The 15,701-nt window shown below is 73.7% G+C and carries 14 protein-coding genes; 9 read left to right on the forward strand and 5 right to left on the reverse strand.

What is annotated here, in order from left to right; all coding sequences use genetic code 11:
* Window positions 1–138 precede the first annotated feature (138 nt).
* Complete coding sequence (locus tag SM611_RS23555; protein ID WP_371952063.1) at window positions 139–1,293, forward strand: acyl-CoA dehydrogenase family protein; 1,155 nt, start codon at window positions 139–141, stop codon at window positions 1,291–1,293.
* A gap of 38 nt (window positions 1,294–1,331) precedes the next feature.
* On the opposite strand, the gene SM611_RS23560 is transcribed toward SM611_RS23555, so the two are convergent.
* On the reverse strand, window positions 1,332–2,483 hold the full coding sequence (locus SM611_RS23560) for a thiolase family protein (RefSeq protein ID WP_371952064.1): 1,152 nt from the start codon (window positions 2,481–2,483) through the stop codon (window positions 1,332–1,334).
* Window positions 2,476–2,922, reverse strand: coding sequence for a Zn-ribbon domain-containing OB-fold protein (locus tag SM611_RS23565; protein ID WP_371952065.1), 447 nt, complete (start codon window positions 2,920–2,922; stop codon window positions 2,476–2,478). Before SM611_RS23565 ends, SM611_RS23560 begins: the two co-directional genes overlap by 8 nt.
* A gap of 225 nt (window positions 2,923–3,147) precedes the next feature.
* Here SM611_RS23565 and SM611_RS23570 point away from each other — a divergent pair, with 225 nt between their 5' ends.
* Window positions 3,148–3,534 (forward strand): nuclear transport factor 2 family protein, encoded by a 387-nt coding sequence (locus tag SM611_RS23570; RefSeq protein ID WP_371952066.1) that lies wholly within the window; start codon window positions 3,148–3,150, stop codon window positions 3,532–3,534.
* A gap of 141 nt (window positions 3,535–3,675) precedes the next feature.
* Window positions 3,676–4,341 carry a TetR/AcrR family transcriptional regulator gene (locus SM611_RS23575; protein ID WP_371952067.1) on the forward strand — a complete coding sequence of 222 codons (666 nt, stop codon included), beginning with the start codon at window positions 3,676–3,678 and terminating at the stop codon, window positions 4,339–4,341.
* A 42-nt stretch (window positions 4,342–4,383) separates the two neighbouring features.
* Here the strand turns inward: SM611_RS23575 and SM611_RS23580 are convergent, their stop codons facing one another.
* Window positions 4,384–5,598 (reverse strand): acetyl-CoA C-acetyltransferase, encoded by a 1,215-nt coding sequence (locus SM611_RS23580; RefSeq protein ID WP_371952068.1) that lies wholly within the window; start codon window positions 5,596–5,598, stop codon window positions 4,384–4,386.
* A complete protein-coding gene (locus SM611_RS23585; protein WP_371952069.1) occupies window positions 5,595–6,800 on the reverse strand; it encodes a CaiB/BaiF CoA transferase family protein in 1,206 nt (401 codons plus the stop codon). Before SM611_RS23585 ends, SM611_RS23580 begins: the two co-directional genes overlap by 4 nt.
* 153 nt (window positions 6,801–6,953) lie before the next feature.
* On the opposite strand from SM611_RS23585, the gene SM611_RS23590 reads away from it, so the two are divergent.
* From SM611_RS23590 to SM611_RS23605, 4 genes are all read left to right on the forward strand, one after another.
* Complete coding sequence (locus tag SM611_RS23590; RefSeq protein WP_371952070.1) at window positions 6,954–7,832, forward strand: enoyl-CoA hydratase-related protein; 879 nt, start codon at window positions 6,954–6,956, stop codon at window positions 7,830–7,832.
* Complete coding sequence (gene fabG / locus SM611_RS23595) at window positions 7,829–8,593, forward strand: 3-oxoacyl-ACP reductase FabG (protein ID WP_371952071.1); 765 nt, start codon at window positions 7,829–7,831, stop codon at window positions 8,591–8,593. Before SM611_RS23590 ends, fabG begins: the two co-directional genes overlap by 4 nt.
* Before the next feature lie 73 nt (window positions 8,594–8,666).
* Entirely contained in the window at window positions 8,667–9,869 is a 1,203-nt protein-coding gene (locus SM611_RS23600) for an acyl-CoA dehydrogenase family protein (protein WP_371952072.1), read from the forward strand.
* A 41-nt stretch (window positions 9,870–9,910) separates the two neighbouring features.
* Window positions 9,911–10,783, forward strand: a complete 873-nt coding sequence (locus SM611_RS23605; RefSeq protein WP_371952073.1) for an LLM class flavin-dependent oxidoreductase — start codon at window positions 9,911–9,913, stop codon at window positions 10,781–10,783.
* A 64-nt stretch (window positions 10,784–10,847) separates the two neighbouring features.
* Here SM611_RS23605 and SM611_RS23610 read toward each other — a convergent pair whose 3' ends face one another.
* Window positions 10,848–11,306 (reverse strand): VOC family protein, encoded by a 459-nt coding sequence (locus tag SM611_RS23610; RefSeq protein ID WP_371952074.1) that lies wholly within the window; start codon window positions 11,304–11,306, stop codon window positions 10,848–10,850.
* Between the two features lie 302 nt (window positions 11,307–11,608).
* Between SM611_RS23610 and SM611_RS23615 the strand changes: the two genes are divergently transcribed.
* The gene (locus tag SM611_RS23615) at window positions 11,609–12,829 is read left to right on the forward strand and encodes an ABC transporter substrate-binding protein (RefSeq protein WP_371952075.1); all 1,221 of its coding nucleotides are present in this window, start codon (window positions 11,609–11,611) and stop codon (window positions 12,827–12,829) included.
* Window positions 12,830–12,853: 24 nt separating this feature from the next.
* Window positions 12,854–15,697: an ABC transporter permease subunit gene (locus tag SM611_RS23620; RefSeq protein ID WP_371952076.1), complete on the forward strand. Its 2,844-nt coding sequence runs from the start codon at window positions 12,854–12,856 to the stop codon at window positions 15,695–15,697.
* The last annotated feature ends 4 nt before the right edge of the window (window positions 15,698–15,701 follow it).

The raw sequence follows: 15,701 nt of genomic DNA on the forward strand, positions 1-15,701 counted from the left end.
TCCGGCGGGCCAGGCCCCCGGGCCCCGGCCCCCGGCCCCCGGGCCGCTCCGCCGCGGCGCCGCCCGGCCTTCGACTGCCTTTGACTGCCATCGACTGACATCGACATCGGTATTGAAACTTGAACGGAAGGCGACGCCATGCCAGAGCACGACCTCGACCCGCTGCTCGACGCCGTGCGGGACTTCATCCGCAAGGAGGTCATCCCGCGCGAGGCGGAGATCGACGAGAAGGACGAGGTGCCCGCCGTCCTGCGCGAGGCGGCCAAGCGGATGGGCCTGTTCGGCTTCACCATCCCGGAGGAGCACGGCGGCCTCGGCCTCGGCATCGTCGACCAGTGCCGGCTGCTGATCGAGGTCGGCTACACGACCCCGGCGTTGCGCTCGATGTTCAGCACCAACGTGGGCATCGCCGGGCAGGTCATCATGGACGCCGGGACCGCGGAGCAGAAGGCCGGGTGGCTGCCCAGGCTGGCCTCGGGCGAGGCCGTCGCGTCGTTCGCGCTCACCGAGCCGGACGCGGGGTCCGACCCGTCCGACCTCCGCACCAGGGCCGTCCGCGACGGGGACGCCTGGGTCCTCAACGGCGCCAAGCGCTACATCACCAACGCGCCGATCGCCGACGTGTTCATGGTGTTCGCCCGGACGGACCCGGACGCCAGGTCGTCCCGCGGCATCTCGACGTTCATCGTCCCGGCCGGCACCCCCGGCCTCTCGGTGGGCCCCCGCGACCACAAGATGGGCCAGTTCGGCGCCTGGACCGCCGACGTCCACCTGGACGACGTGCGGGTGCCGGCAAGCGCGGTCGTCGGCGGCGAGGCGGGCGTGGACACCGGCTTCCTCACCGCGATGCGCTGCCTGTCGAACGGGCGGCTGCTGCTGGCCGCCGCCTGCGTCGGGATGTGCCAGCGGCTCGTCGACGAGTCGGTGCGGTTCGCGTCCGAGCGCCGGCAGGGCGGGCGCCCGATCGCCTCCCACCAGCTCGTGCAGGCGATGATCGCCGACTCGGTGACCGAGACGATGGCCGCCCGCAGCCTCGTCCTGGAGGCGGCCCGCGCCTACGCGGACGGCTCGGACCGCCGGACCGGGCCCGCCGCCGCCAAGTACTTCTGCAGCGAGGCCGTCGGGCGGGTCGCCGACCGCGCCGTCCAGGTGCACGGCGGCGCCGGGTACATGCGCTCGGTGGCCGTCGAGCGGTTCTACCGCGACGCGCGGCTGTTCCGCATCTACGAGGGCACCAGCCAGATCCAGCAGCTGATCATCGCCCGGCAGACGATCGGGGCGGCCGCGGGCTGACCGCCCGCGCCGCCCCGTCCCGGGTCGCCGCGCCTCCGTCAGGTGGACAGGATGGAGACCGCGGCGACCCCGGGCGCGCCGTACAGCTGGGCGAGCCCGACGCGCGGCGCGTTCGGCACCTGCCGCTCGCCGGCCCGCCCGCGCATCTGCAGCACCAGCTCGCGGACCTGCCGCAGGCCCGAGGCGCCGACCGGCTCGCCGTTGGCGATCAGACCGCCGTCGGTGTTGACCGGCAGCGTCCCGCCGAGGTCCGTGGCCCCCTCCGCGATCAGCTTGTTCTGCTCGCCGTCCGCGCACAGCCCGACCTCGGCCATGTGGATGACCTCGGCGCCCGCGTCGGTGTCCTGGAGCTGGGCGATGCCGACGTCCCGCGGGTCGACGCCCGCCGCCTCGAACGCGGCCCGCGCGGCGTCCACGGTCGGCGCGGGGACGTGGTCGGCCGCGAGGGACGCCGACGGGGTGTGCACCTCGAACGCGCCGTAGCGCCTCGTCCGGGTGACGACGCTGCGCAGGTAGACCGGCGTGTCGGTGTAGCGGTGCGCCACGTCCGCGCTGCACACGACCAGTGCCGCCGCGCCTTCGTTCGGGCTGCAGAACATGTACTGCGTCAGCGGGTGGTTGACCATCCGCGACCCGAGGATCTGCTCGCTCGTCAGCGGGGTGCGCCGGTGGGCGTGCGGGTTGAGGCCGCCGTTGCGGTAGTTCTTCTCGGCGACCGCCGCGAGCGTCTCGGGGGTGATCCCGTGGTCGTGCATGTAGCGGTTGATCTTCATGCCGAAGAACTTCGTGGTCAGGAACAGCCCCATCTCGCCGTACCACGGCGGGCAGCCGTACTCCAGCGGGTTCGCGGTGAAGGCGCCCGGCTCGTGCTTGTCCATGCCGAGGACGAGCCCGATCTCGTGCGTGCCCAGCTCGATCGTCTGGCTCGCGAGCGCCAGCGCGCTGCCGGCCGTCGCGCAGCCGTTGTAGACGTTGGTGAACTGGACGCCGGTCAGCCCCAGCTCGGCGACGACCGCGTCCGGCTGGTCGACCTCGTAGCTGCCGCCCACGGCGAACTGCATGTCCGCCCAGGTCACCCCGGCGTCCGCCAGCGCGTCGCGGGCGGCCTCGGCGCCCATGGCGAGGGCCGGCTTGCCGGGGAACCGGCCGAACCGGTGGATGCCCACTCCGATGATCGCGACGTCAGGCATGGTCTCCCTCTTCCGGGCTGAAGGCGAACGTGATGATCTCGCGGCCGTCCTCGTCCGTGCGGAACGGCATGGTGACGACCCGCATCGGCATGCCGATGGACAGCTCGTCCCGGGAGCAGCCGGTGATGAGCCCCTCCACGCGCAGCTGGCCCGTGAGTTCGATCACGCCCACCAGCCAGGGCTCGAACGGGTCGGTCCCGGCGAACTCGCCGCGGAACGGCGCCTTGGGCGGGAAGCCCTGGGTCGTCCACGTCCAGAGGGTCCCGGTCCGGCTCAGCGGCGTCCGCTCCACGGCGGTCGCCCCGCAGCGCGGGCAGCCCGCCCGGAGCGGGAACGTGTACGCGGCGCATTCCGCGCACCTGCCGCCGATCAGGCCCGGCTCGCCGCCGGGCCCGTCGGGCCAGATGAGCAGATCGTCGGCGATGGGGACAGCTGCCATCTCTTCTCCTTGCTTCCCCCGGCCCGCCGGAACGGGGGCTCACGGGTGTCGAGGCCGCGTACGGCGGGATTTATCTTATACTGACGTCGACATCAAAAGGAAGGCCGCCGACACGCGTGACGTCGGCCTTCTCGGTCTTTGGTGTGATCGGCTCTATAGATATCGACGTCAAAATCGTAAGATGCGAAGGCGGCCCGGAAGAGGGCCCGGAGGGTGAGGCGGGCGATGCTGGACGACGACGCGGACGCGGGCCGGCGGCTGGCCGCGGTGACGCGGCTGCAGGCCGACTACACCCGGTTCGTCGACGACCGCGACGGCGAGGCGTTCAGCCGCCTCTTCGTCGCCGGCGCGACGCTGGTGCTCGGGGACCGCGAGATCGCCGGGGAGCCGGAACTGGCCGCCTTCGCGGGCGGGGCGCCGCGCGCGGTCCATCTGCAGGGCGTGCCGAGCGTCCGGCTCCGTCCGGACGGCGACCTCGACGCCGCCTCGTCCTTCACGGTCCTTATCGCTGGCGGCGACACCCTCGCGGGCCGCTACACCGACCGGATGACCTGGGAGGACGGGCGTCTCGTGTTCGCCCGGCGGCACATCGACATCCGCGTGAAGGGCTGAGCCGCCGCGCGCGCCCGGACGGCCCGCGGACCGGGCGGCCGGCGTGCGCCCGGGACGCCCTCCGGCCGCCGGGCGCCAAGTTGAACGCGGCCGGTTGCGGCATTATGGTTCTGACGTCAAATTCAGCGTTTGGAGGACAGGATGGACGCAGAGCCTCGCTCGGCGAAGGGCCGCCGCACCCGGGCGCGCCTCTTCGAGGCCGGCAAGGTCGTGTTCGAGCGGGACGGCTTCCTCCAGGCGCGGATCACCGACATCGCGGCGGAGGCGAACGTCTCCCACGGCTCCTTTTACCACTATTTCGATTCCAAGGAGTCCCTCTTCCGCGAGATCGCCGAAGAGGTCGAGGTGCGCCTCGTCTCCATGGACGACATCGCGCAGGACCTGGGCGACGGCGCCGGGCCCATCGACCGCATCCGCGCCGCCAACAAGGCCTACCTGAACGCGTACAAGAAGGAGGCCCGCATCATGCGGGTCATCGAGGAGGTCAGCCGCTACAACGACGACGTCCGCTCGGTGCGCTCGAAGCGCGACGACTACCTGGCGGCCCGGCTGGAGTCGGCGATCAAGCGGCTGCAGGCGGAGGGCCTCGCCGACACGCGGATCGACGAGCGGTACGCCGCCACCGCGCTCGGCGGCATGGTCGCCAAGTTCGCCGAGATGATGTTCGTCGGCGGCGCGCGGTTCGACATGCAGGCCGCGGTCGAGCAGCTCACCCTGCTGTGGGCGAACGCCCTCGGCCTCGGCCCGGAGGCCGGGGGCCGGGCGCCCGCCGCGCGCGGGACCGGGGCGAAGAGCGGCGCCGCCTGAGCCTCCCCGGGTCGGCTCAGGCGGCGCCGGGCCGTCCGCCCGTCAGGCCGGGACGCGCTCGAAGACCGCCGCGATGCCCTGCCCGCCGCCGATGCACAGCGTCTCCAGGCCGTACCGCGCGTCCCGCCGCGCCATCTCGTGCAGCAGCGTCGCCACGATCCGCACGCCGGTCGCCCCGACCGGGTGGCCGAGCGAGATCCCCGAGCCGTTGACGTTGAGCCGCTCGAAGTCGGCGGGCCGCAGGCCCCACTCCCGCGTCACCGCGAGGGCCTGCGCGGCGAACGCCTCGTTCAGTTCGATGAGGTCCATGTCGCCCAGCTTCAGGCCGGCGGCGTCGAGCGCCCGCCGCGTCGCCGGCACGGGCCCGATGCCCATCATGTTGGGCGCGACGCCCGCGACGGCGGAGGAGACCACGCGCGCCAGCGGCCGCAGCCCGTGCTCGGCGGCGAACTCGGGCGTCGTGACGAGGCACGCCGCCGCGCCGTCGTTCTGGCCGCTGGCGTTGCCCGCCGTCACCGTCGCCTCGGCGTCCTCCTTGCCCATCACCGGGCGCAGGGCGGCGAGCGCCTCCCGGGAGACGTCGCGGCGCGGATGCTCGTCGGTGTCGACCACCACCTCGCCCTTCCGGGTACCGACCCGGACGGGGACGATCTCCTCCGCGAACGCCCCGCCGTCCTGGGCCGCCAGCGCGCGCTGATGCGACCGGTAGGCGAGTTCGTCCTGCTCCTCGCGGCCGATCGAGTACTCCCGCCGCAGGTTCTCGGCCGTCTCCAGCATGCCGCCCGGCACGGGGTGGGACCGGCCGCCGGCCGTCGTGCGCCCCCGCGTCAGGGTGTCGGTGAGCGTGATGTCGCCGGCGCGCGAACCCCAGCGCGCCGTCAGCGAGTAGTGCGGCGCCTGCGACATGTTCTCCGCGCCGCCGGCGATGATCGCCTGGGCCGCGCCGGAGCGCACCATGGCGGCGGCGTACACCACCGCCTGGAGGCCCGAGCCGCAGCGCCGGTCGAGCTGGATGCCGGGGACGGTGGTGGGCAGCCCCGCGTCCAGGGCGATGACCCGTCCGATCGCGGGCGCCTCGGCGGTGCCGTAGCAGTGGCCGAACACGACGTCGTCGATGAGCGCGCCGTCCAGGCCGGTGCGGGCCATCAGCGCCTCGACGACCGTCACGCCCAGCGTCTGGACGGGGACCGTCCGCAGCGCCCCGCCGAACCGGCCGATGGCGGTTCGCAGGGGCTGGCAGATCACGGCGTCGTTCATGTCTCTCCTCGGGGGAAGTCGTTCGCGTCGAAGCCAAGCTCCGTAAGGATCGCCGATGTGTGCTCGCCCAGGCCCGGGACGTCCCGCAGCGGCGTGCTCCACGCCGGGGTGATGACGGGGGGAAGCAGCGAGGCGAGCGGCCCGGCCGGCGACCCGACCTGCTGCCAGCGCCCCCGGGCGGTCAGCTGCGGGTGGTCGACGACCTCGGTCACCCGGTTGAACTCGGCGTTGCCGATGCCGGCCGCGTCGGCGCGCGCGCACACCTCGGCGAGGTCGAGCGTCGAGGTCCACGCGGCGACGGCCTCGTCCAGCCGGTCGCGCTGCCCGCAGCGCTGCGGGGTGGTGGCGAGGGTCGGGTCGTCCGCCAGGTCCGGGCGCCCGATCAGGTCGCGGGCGAGGCGCCGCCACTCGGCGTCGTTGGTCGTCCCGAGGACGACGGTGCGGCCGTCCTTCGTCGGGTAGGCGCCGTACGGGGCCACGATCGGGGACGACATCCCGATCGGGGCGCGCTCCTCGCCGGTGTAGCGGGCGTACAGGAGCGCGAAGCCGAGCAGGTCGGCGGCGGTGTCGAACATGCTGACCTGAAGCGCGGCGCCCTTGCCGGTGCGGGCCCGCCCGAGGAGGGCGGCCATGATCCCGGCCGCCGCCTGCATCGCGGTGCCGATGTCGGCGACGGGGATGCCCGGCTTGGCCGGCGCGTCCGCCCGGCCGGTCGCCGCGCAGGAGCCGCTCTCCGCCTGGACGAGCAGGTCGTAGGCGCGGCGGTGGTCGAGCGGCCCGCCGGTGCCGTAGCCGGAGATGTCCACCGCGACGAGGGAGGGGTACCGCTCGACCAGCGTCGCCGCGTCCAGCCCGAGGCGGCGGGCGGACCCGGGCGCGAGGTTCTGCACGACGACGTCGGCGCGTTCCAGCAGCCGGTCGAGGACGGGGCGCGCCTCCGGCCGCTTGCAGTCGAGGGCGAGGGACTCCTTGTTCCGGTTCAGCCAGACGAAGTAGGTGGCCATGCCCTCGGCCGCGTCGTCGAACCAGCGGGTGAGGTCGCCGGAGCGCGGGTGCTCCACCTTGATCACTCTGGCTCCGAGGTCGGCCAGCATCCGCGTGCAGTAGGGCGCCGAGACCGCCTGCTCGAAGCTCAGGACGACGGTGCCGGCGAGGGGCGGTTCGGGGCCGGCGTCATGGTCCTGGCCTGACCGATCGTGCATGTGGTCCTCCATGTGCGGCGGGCGCGGGCGCGGCCCCGCCGGCCCGATCCTATGCACAAGCTTGACGTTGATGTCGAGTCATGTCCTCGCTGCTCGTGCGGCTGAGCACCGCGGGATTGACCGGGCGCCCGTCTCATTATAATTTCGACGTCTATGTCAAATAACTGGGATGCGGCGGCGCCCGGCGCGCGGCCGGACGGGCCCGTCGGGACGGGCACCGGGCACCTTCGCGCGTCCCGGGCCGCCGGGGTGCTGACCCTGACGCTCGACCGCCCGGACGTCCGCAACGCCCTCTCGCGGGAGATGCTCGAGGCCCTGGCCGCGATGCTCGACGTCGCCGACCGGGACGAGGACGTCCGCGTCGTGGTGCTGGAGGGCGCGGGCGGCGCCTTCTGCGCGGGCGGCGACCTCGGCCGGCTCGCCGCCGGGGAGAGCATCTTCGGCCCGGCCGGCGAGCCGGGCGTGCGCCTCGCGGCCCAGAAGGCCCTGCAGCGCGCCACGGTCGGCCGGCTCCACGCTCTGGGCAAGCCGACCATCGTGCTGCTCGACGGCCCGGCCGTCGGCGCGGGTCTCGGCCTCGCCCTCGCCTGCGACCTGCGCTACGCCAGCCCCGCGGCGACGCTGCGCACCGGGTTCGGCCGGCTCGGCCTCGCCGGCGACTTCGGCTGCAGCTGGCTCCTGCACCGCCTGGCCGGGCCCGCGCGGGCGCTGGAACTGCTGTACTTCTCGCCGCCCCTGCCGGCGGCCCGCGCGCGCGACCTCGGCCTGGTGACCGACGTGGTCCCCGGCGAGGAACTGCGCGCCCACGTCGCGAAGCTCGCCGGACGCCTGGCGGCCGCCTCACCGGACGCCCTCCGCGCCATGAAGGGCCACGTGGCCCGCGCCCGCGGCAACGACCTGGACACCTGCGCCGACGCCGAAGCCGAATGGCACGTCCGGCTGCTGGAGACCGACGCCCATCGCGAGACCGTCCGCGCGCTCACGCGAGGCGGGACCGCCGACCACAGAGAACACGGAGCTGACTCATCATGACCAACCTCGACGGCCGCGTCGCGCTGGTGACGGGCGCGGCCCGCGGCATCGGAGCGGAGATCGCCCGCCGGTACGCCCGCGCCGGAGCCCGGGTCGGCGTCCTCGACCTCAAGGAGGACATGACCGCCGAGACCGTGGCCGCCGTCGCGGCCGAGGGCGGGCGGGCCATCGGGCTCGGCGCGGACGTCGGCGACGCCGCCCAGGTGGACGCGGCGCTGGAGCGGCTCGTCCGGGAGTTCGGCGGCCTCGACATCGCCGTCAACAACGCCGGGGTCACCCGCGACAACCTGCTGTTCAAGATGACCGAGGACGACTGGGAGACGGTCATGGCCGTCCACCTGCGCGGCACGTTCCTCGTCACCCGGGCGGCCCAGCGGATCATGGTCGAGCGGCGCTACGGACGGCTGATCAACGTCTCCTCGACCGCCGCGCTCGGCAACCGCGGCCAGGCGAACTACTCCGCGGCGAAGGCGGGGATCCAGGGGTTCACCCGGACGACCGCCATCGAGCTCGGGCCGTTCGGCATCACCGTCAACTCGATCGGCCCCGGCTTCGTCGACACCGAGATGACCCGCGCGACGGCCGAGCGCATCGGCGTCCCCGTGGAGCGGCGGCTGGCGGAGGTGGCGGCCGGGCTCCCGATGCGGCGCGTGGGGAGCCCCGCGGACATCGCGAACGCCGCGCTCTTCCTGGCGGCCGAGGAGTCCGGGTACGTGACCGGCCAGGTCCTCTACGTCGACGGCGGGCGCTCGGTGCGCTGACGGCGGCCGCGCCCGGCGCACCGGCGCCGCGCCCGTGACAGACCAGCATCGTGCAAGCCGAGGAGGAACGCCCATGACCGAGAAGCCCGCACCCGGCGCGGCGGACGACGCCGCCGCCGACGAGCGGCTCACCGACGAGGAGCTGCGCACGGCCGTCCGGGAGGTGGCCGGCCGGTTCGACGACGCCTACTGGGCGGAGGTCGACCAGGAGACGCGGTTCCCCTGGGAGTTCTACGAGGCGTTCGCGTCGGCGGGCTGGCTCGGCATCGCGATCCCGGCCGAGTACGGCGGCGCCGGGCTCGGCATCTCGGCCGCGTCGTCCATGGTCTACGAGATCGCCGCGTCCGGGGCCGGCATGAACGGCTGCAGCCCGTTCCACCTCACGATCTTCGGCCTCAACCTGGTGGCGAAGCACGGCGGCGAGCGGCTGTGCCGCGAGCTGCTCCCGGCCGCCGCCACCGGCGACCTGCACGTCTGCTTCGCCATCACCGAACCCGACGCGGGCTCGGACACGAGCCGCATCCGCACCTTCGCCCGGCGGGACGGCGCCGACTACGTGATCAACGGCCGGAAGGTCTGGATCACGAAGGCGGCGCAGTCCCAGAAGGCGGTGCTGCTGGCGCGCACGAGCGAGCCGCGGGAGGGGCGGCGGCCGACCGACGGGCTGTCGATGTTCGTCGTCGACCTCACCGGGGGCGGCATCGAGATGCGGGCGATCCCGAAGATGGGCCGCAACGCGGTGTCGTCCTACGAGGTGTTCCTGGACGACTTCCGGGTGCCCGGGTCGGCCCTGGTGGGGGAGGAGGGCCGCGGGTTCGCCTACCTGCTGGACGGCATCAACCCCGAGCGGATCCTGCTCGCCCACGAGGCGCTCGGCATCGGCCGGGCGGCGCTGCGCCGCGCGGTGCGGTACGCCGGGGAGCGGGTCGTGTTCGGCCGCCCGATCGGGAAGAACCAGGGGATCGCCTTCCCGCTCGCCGAGGCGTCGATGCGGCTGGACGCCGCGGAACTGGCGGCCCGGCACGCCGCCGCCCGCTACGACGCGGGGGAGCCGTGCGGGAAGGAGGCGAACACGGCGAAATGGCTGTGCGCCGACGCCGGTTTCCAGGCGGCCGACGCGGCCGTCCAGACGCACGGCGGATACGGATACGCGCGCGAGTACCACGTCGAGCGCTACTTCCGGGAGTCCCGCCTCATGCGCATCGCGCCGGTCAGCCAGGAGATGGTGCTCAACTACATCGGCGAGCACGTCCTCGGGCTGCCCAAGTCCTACTGAGACCAGGCCGTACGGACGCAGTGACGGAGGAAGGCAACAGCATGCGCATCGCCATTCATTCGGGACTCACCATGCGCGGACGGGTCGACGGCGTCGTCGAGCAGGTGCGCCGGGTCGCCGAGACCGGCCTCGCCGGCTACTGGGCGCCGATGCTCACCGGCCATGACACGCTCACGGCCTTCGCCGTCGCCGGCCGCGAGGTGCCGGGCGTGGAGCTCGGCACGGCCGTGGTGCCGATGCCGCTGCGCCCGCCGTTCGCCCTCGCGCAGCAGGTGGCGACGGTCCAGGAGGTGCTCGGGGGACGGCTGGCGCTCGGCATCGGCCCGTCCCACGAGGCGCTGGTCCGGGACGCGTTCGGGCTGGAGTGGGCGCCGCCGATCGCGGCCACCCGCCGCTACGTGGCGGAGCTGGCGTCCGTCATGGCGGGCGGCGGCCGGCGCGTCGTCGTCGGCGGCGATCCGACGCCGATCCTGCTGGGCGCGGTCAACCCGGCGATGGCCGCACTGGCCGCGGAGGTGGCGGCCGGCGTCGTCACCTGGGCCGCCGGGCCGCGGACGATCACCGACGTGATCCGCCCGGCGCTGCGCGGCCGGCCGCCGGGCGAGCCGTTCCGGATCGTGGCGGCGCTGCCGATCTGCGTGACCGGCGACGCGGCGCGGACGCGCGAGCACATTCACGCCGTGCTCGGCGCCAACGACCGCTTCCCGTCCTACCGGAAGGTGCTGGCACGGGAGGGCGTGGGCGGGGTGGCCGAGCTCGCCATCGTCGGCTCGCCGGACGAGGCGGCCAGGCGCCTCGACGAGTTCGCGGCGAGCGGTGTCACGGACTTCGCCGCCCACGTCCTGGCAGCCACCCCCGCCGACGCCGAGCGCACCTGGGAGTTCCTCGCCGCCCGCGCCTCTGCGCGCGCCTGAGTCCACGCTCCGGCGGCGTCCGGAGGCCGGGGGCACCCGCGGGTCCCCGGCCTCCGCGGCGCGGTCAGCGGTAGTCGCCGCCCGCCAGGTAGCGCTCCAGGCGCGGGGCGCTCGCGGCGCGGGACACGAGTTCCACCCGCGCGCCGAGGGCCGGCAGGACGTGGTAGCAGCCGCCCGCCCGCCGGCCCTCGGCGTCCAGGAGCGCGGCCTCCCACGCGCAGCCGCCCGCTTCGAGCCCCGCGGAATCGCCGGGCACGTCGTCGCTCCACATGCCGAGGTGGTGCAGGCCGGTCCGCTCCCACACGCTGCCGGGCACCCGCACGAGCAGCTCGATGTAGGGCGGGCCCTCCAGGGACAGGACGAACTCCTGGTCGTACGTGCGGGGGCCCGCGGGCGTGCCGAACCCGGCCGCGAACCGCTGCACCCGGCCCCATGTCACGCCCGCCGCGGCGCCGAGCTGCTCCATCGCCGGTTCGAGGGCGTCGACCACGATGCCGACGTGGTAGATCCGGGGCGCGGTCATGGTCGTCTCCTCACACCGGGGTGTTCACCCGTCACTCATTAACGTCGACGTCAAAATACACGGTTGGCCCACTCTGCGGGAGAGGGTAGATTCTTGCCGTCTTCCGTGTCCAACGTGTTGAGAGGGTGCGGATCGGGAGACCTAACTGTTATTGATATCGACGTCAAATCCTGTTAGCTTCATGGCAATTCGCCGCGGCGATCGGTGCCGCCGTCCAGTCCGGACGGCTCCTGCGGCCGCCGGCCGGCCCGGGCGGGTTCATCAGAACGCGCGCCTCCGCGCAGACAGTTGGGAGTTCCACCGTGCGTCGCTTCCTCTCCGTCGCCGCCGTCGCGGCCCTGGCGACGGCCGCCGCCACCGCCTGCTCCGACTCCGGCTCCGATGCCGAGTACGGCAAGAGCCTCGCCGGGGAGCCGATCAACCTGTCGGTGATCGCCTCCGGCCCCGGCCCCATCTACCAGCCCGAACTGCTGAAGGCCGCGCGGGCCGCGGTCAACGCGGTGAACGACGCGGGCGGCGTGAAGCCGGCCGGCGGCGGCGAGGCGCGCCCGCTCAAGCTGATCGACTGCGAGGCCTCGACCGTGACCGACCCCAACGCCGCGGTGAAGTGCGCCCGCGAGGCCATCGACAAGAAGGTGGTCGCCACCGTCGGCAAGTACGTGTCCTCGGACGCGGTCGTCCAGGCGTTCCAGGCGGCGTCGATCCCGCTGGTGGGCACGCAGGTCCAGACCGAGCAGGACTTCGTGAACCCGGCCTCCTTCCCCCTCGAGGGCGGCTCGCCGATGCTGTCGGCGGCCACCGGCGCCGCGCTCCAGGACGCCGGCGCCAAGACGGTCGCCGTCGTGACCGGCGACAGCCCGTCCGGGCGCCTGGTGCCCAAGTACGTCAAGGCCCTGCTCGGCTCGGAGTCCGACCTGAAGGGCGCCTACTACCTGCCGTTCGACGCCTCCGCCGACCTCACCTCGCACTTCAGCCAGATCGTCGGCGACAAGCCGGACGGCGTCGCGCTGCTGGCCTCCACCGACGTCACCAGCAAGACGATCGTGGGCCTGCGCCAGGCCGGCTACAAGGGCAAGATCGCGGTCGTCGCGACCGCGGTGTCCGAGGCGTCGCTGGCGAAGATGGGCGACGCGGCCGAGGGCACCATCGTGATCAGCGACTACGACGCCGCGACCAACACCGCGAACCCGAAGATCAAGCAGTTCCGGGACGAGATCGAGAAGTACGGCGACGGGCAGATCGAGGGCACCGAGTTCGCCATCAACGCCTGGGCGGCGGTCCACTTCGTGGCGGACCGGCTCGGCACCACCAAGGAGATCAGCGGCCCCGCGCTGATGGCCTCGCTCAAGGGCAGCAAGGTCTCCATCGGCGTCGCCCCCGACTTCACCTACGGCACGCCGAACTTCCTCAAGCTGCCGCAGCTCCCGCGGGCGACCGTGCAGTTCCAGGTCGTCAAGGACGGCCAGATCAACGCGCCCGCCGGCGGTGAGTTCACCGACCTGAACGAGCTCGCGAAGAAGTAACCGGACAGGCCGGGAGCCTCGCCCATGAACGACTTGCTCACCTTCGTCATCCTGGGACTGTCCGTGGGGGCGGTCTACGCCCTCACGGCCCAGGGCCTCGTACTCATCTACCGCGGCAGCGGAGTCGTGAACTTCGCGCAGGGCGCCTACAGCATGATCGGCGCCTACCTGTTCTTCCGCGTCGCGCCCGACCTCGGGCTGCCGCAGCCCGCCGCGTGGGCGCTCGCCCTGGGCGTCCCCGCGGTGCTCGGCGGCGCCACCCACCTGCTGCTGATGAAGCACCTGCGGCGCGCCTCGGCGCTGGTGCGGCTCGTCGCGACCCTGGGCGTCTTCGCGCTGCTGGTCGGAATCGGCTACCAGCTGTGGGGGCGGGGACAGGACCTCGTCGTGTCCCCGCTCCCGCACTCGGTCCACCATCTCTTCGGGGACGGCGCCGGGATCGGCGAGGACCGCTTCTGGATCATCGGCATCGCGGGCGCGCTCACGCTCGGCCTCGTCGCGCTGTTCCGCTGGACGTCCTTCGGGCGGACGACCGAGGCGGTCGCGGAGAACCCGGTCGCGGCGGCGGCGCTCGGCAAGTCGCCGGACCTCGTCGCCACGGTCAACTGGATGATCGGCGCCGTGCTGGCGGCCCTCGCCGGCGTCCTGGTCGCGCCGATCCTGTTCCTCAGCGTCGAGGCGCTCGCGCTGATCGTCCTGCGCTCGCTGGCGGCGGCGCTCGTCGGCCGCTTCTACTCGTTCTGGAAGACCCTCGCGGCGGCGCTCGTCATCGGCCTGGTCGAGACGCTCCTCGGCCGCTACATCGTGGACGAGGGCCCGCTGGCGCCCGTCGTCTCCGACGAGCGGCTGCTGTTCGGCGCGTTCACCGCCCAGTCGGTGTCCCACTCGGCCGCGTTCCTGATGATCGTGGTGGTGCTGTTCGTCGCGGGCCGCAACCTGCCCGTCCGCGGCGAGCTGCTCGACCGGCTCCCGGTGCTCGGCTCGGGCCGGATCTCCCTCCCGGGCCTGCTCGTCGCCACCGGGATCACCGCGGTCGTCATCCTGGCGGTGCCGCCCGCGTGGGCGGCCTCGGTCCAGGTCAGCCTCGCCGCCGCGATCATCTGCCTGTCGCTGGTGGTGGTCACCGGCCTGACCGGGCAGATCTCCCTCGCCCAGATGGGCCTCGCCGGCACCGGGGCGTGGATCGCCGGGAAGCTGATCCAGACGCAGTCGTGGCCGTTCGTCCCCGCACTGGTCGCGGCCGTGGCCATCACCATGGTCGTCGGGGTCGTCATCGCGGTCCCGGCGCTGCGGACGCGGGGGGTGAACCTCGCGCTGCTCACCTTCGGGCTGTCGGTCGTGCTGTCCCAGCTGATCCTGCAGAACCCCGCCCTCACCGGCGGGATGGCCGGCATCGACATCGGCACGCTGAGCCTGTTCGGCTGGGCCATCGACGGCTTCGACCATCCGCGCCGGCTCGCCTTCGTCACGCTCGCGCTGCTCATCGCGGTGTGCGTCGCGGTGGCGAACGTGCGGCGCGGCTGGACCGGGCTGCGGATGATCGCGCTGCGCAGCAACGAGCGGGCCGCCGCGGCGCTCGGGCTGGACGGCGCGACCATCAAGGTCTACGCGTTCGCGCTCGGCGCCGCCCTCGCGGCGCTCGGCGGCGTCCTGCTCGCGTTCCGGCAGCGGAACCTGGTGCTCACCGAGTTCTCGCCGTTCTCGTCCGTCCAGCTGGTCGTGTACACGGTGATCGGCGGGATCGGCTTCGTGATCGGCGCGATCGGCGGCGGCACGTTCGCCCCCGGCGGCATCGGCGGGCAGATCATCCATTCCTTCGGGCTCGGCACCAACGCGCTGGAGATCGTCTCGGGCGCGATGCTGCTCGTCATCATCCTCGCCAACCCCAGCGGGATGGCGTTCGAGCAGGTCCGGTTCGCCACGCTGGTGCGCGACCGGTTCAGGCCCGCCGCGCGCGGCGCGTCCCCGGCCGGTGCCGCACGGGCCCCGGCGGCGGGCGCCGCGGACGCGGCTCGCCGGGAGCGCCCGGCGGCGGAGCGCGTCCTGGACGTCGCGGACCTGAGCGTCCGCTTCGGCCGCGTCACGGCGGTGGACGGCGTGCGGCTGCACGTGGGCCACGGCGAGGTGCTGGCGCTGATCGGGCCGAACGGCGCCGGGAAGACGACGGTGATCGACGCGCTGACGGGCTTCGTCCGCCCCGACCGCGGCGCGCGGATCCGGCTCGGCGACGCGGCGCTGGAGGACTGGGGCGCCGCCCGCCGGGCCCGCGCCGGACTGGTCCGCTCCTTCCAGACGCTGGAGCTGTTCGAGGACCTGACCGTCCTGGAGAACCTCCTGGTGACGGCCGGGAGCCCGGCGCCGCTGCGGTACGTCACCGACCTGGTCAGGCCGCGCATGCCGGCGCTGACGGCGGCCGGCGAGGCCGCCGTCCAGGAGTTCGGGCTCGCCGGCGACCTGGACCGGCTCCCGGACGAGCTGCCGCACGGCCGCCGCCGGCTGCTGGCCATCGCCCGCGCGGTGGCCGCCGACCCGGCCGTGCTGCTGCTGGACGAGCCCGCCGCCGGGCTCAGCGAGGAGGAGACCGCCGAGCTGGCCCGGCTGATCCGGCGGCTGGCCGGCGCCCTGGGCATCGCCGTCCTGGTCGTGGAGCACGACATGTCGTTCGTGCGGACGTGCGCCGACCGGGTCGCCGTCCTCAACTTCGGGCGGCTGATCGCGGACGGCGAGCCGGCGGAGATCCTGAGCGATCCGGCCGTGGTGGCCGCCTACCTCGGCACCGCCGCGGAGGCCGGGCCGCAAGAGGCGGTCCCCGGACCGGAGGATGAGGCCGGGCCGCAAGAGGCACGGGCCGAGCGGGAGAGGGCGTGACGGC

This window comes from Actinomadura monticuli, from assembly GCF_041463655.1.
In the GTDB taxonomy this organism is placed as follows: Bacteria; Actinomycetota; Actinomycetes; order Streptosporangiales; family Streptosporangiaceae; genus Spirillospora; species Spirillospora monticuli.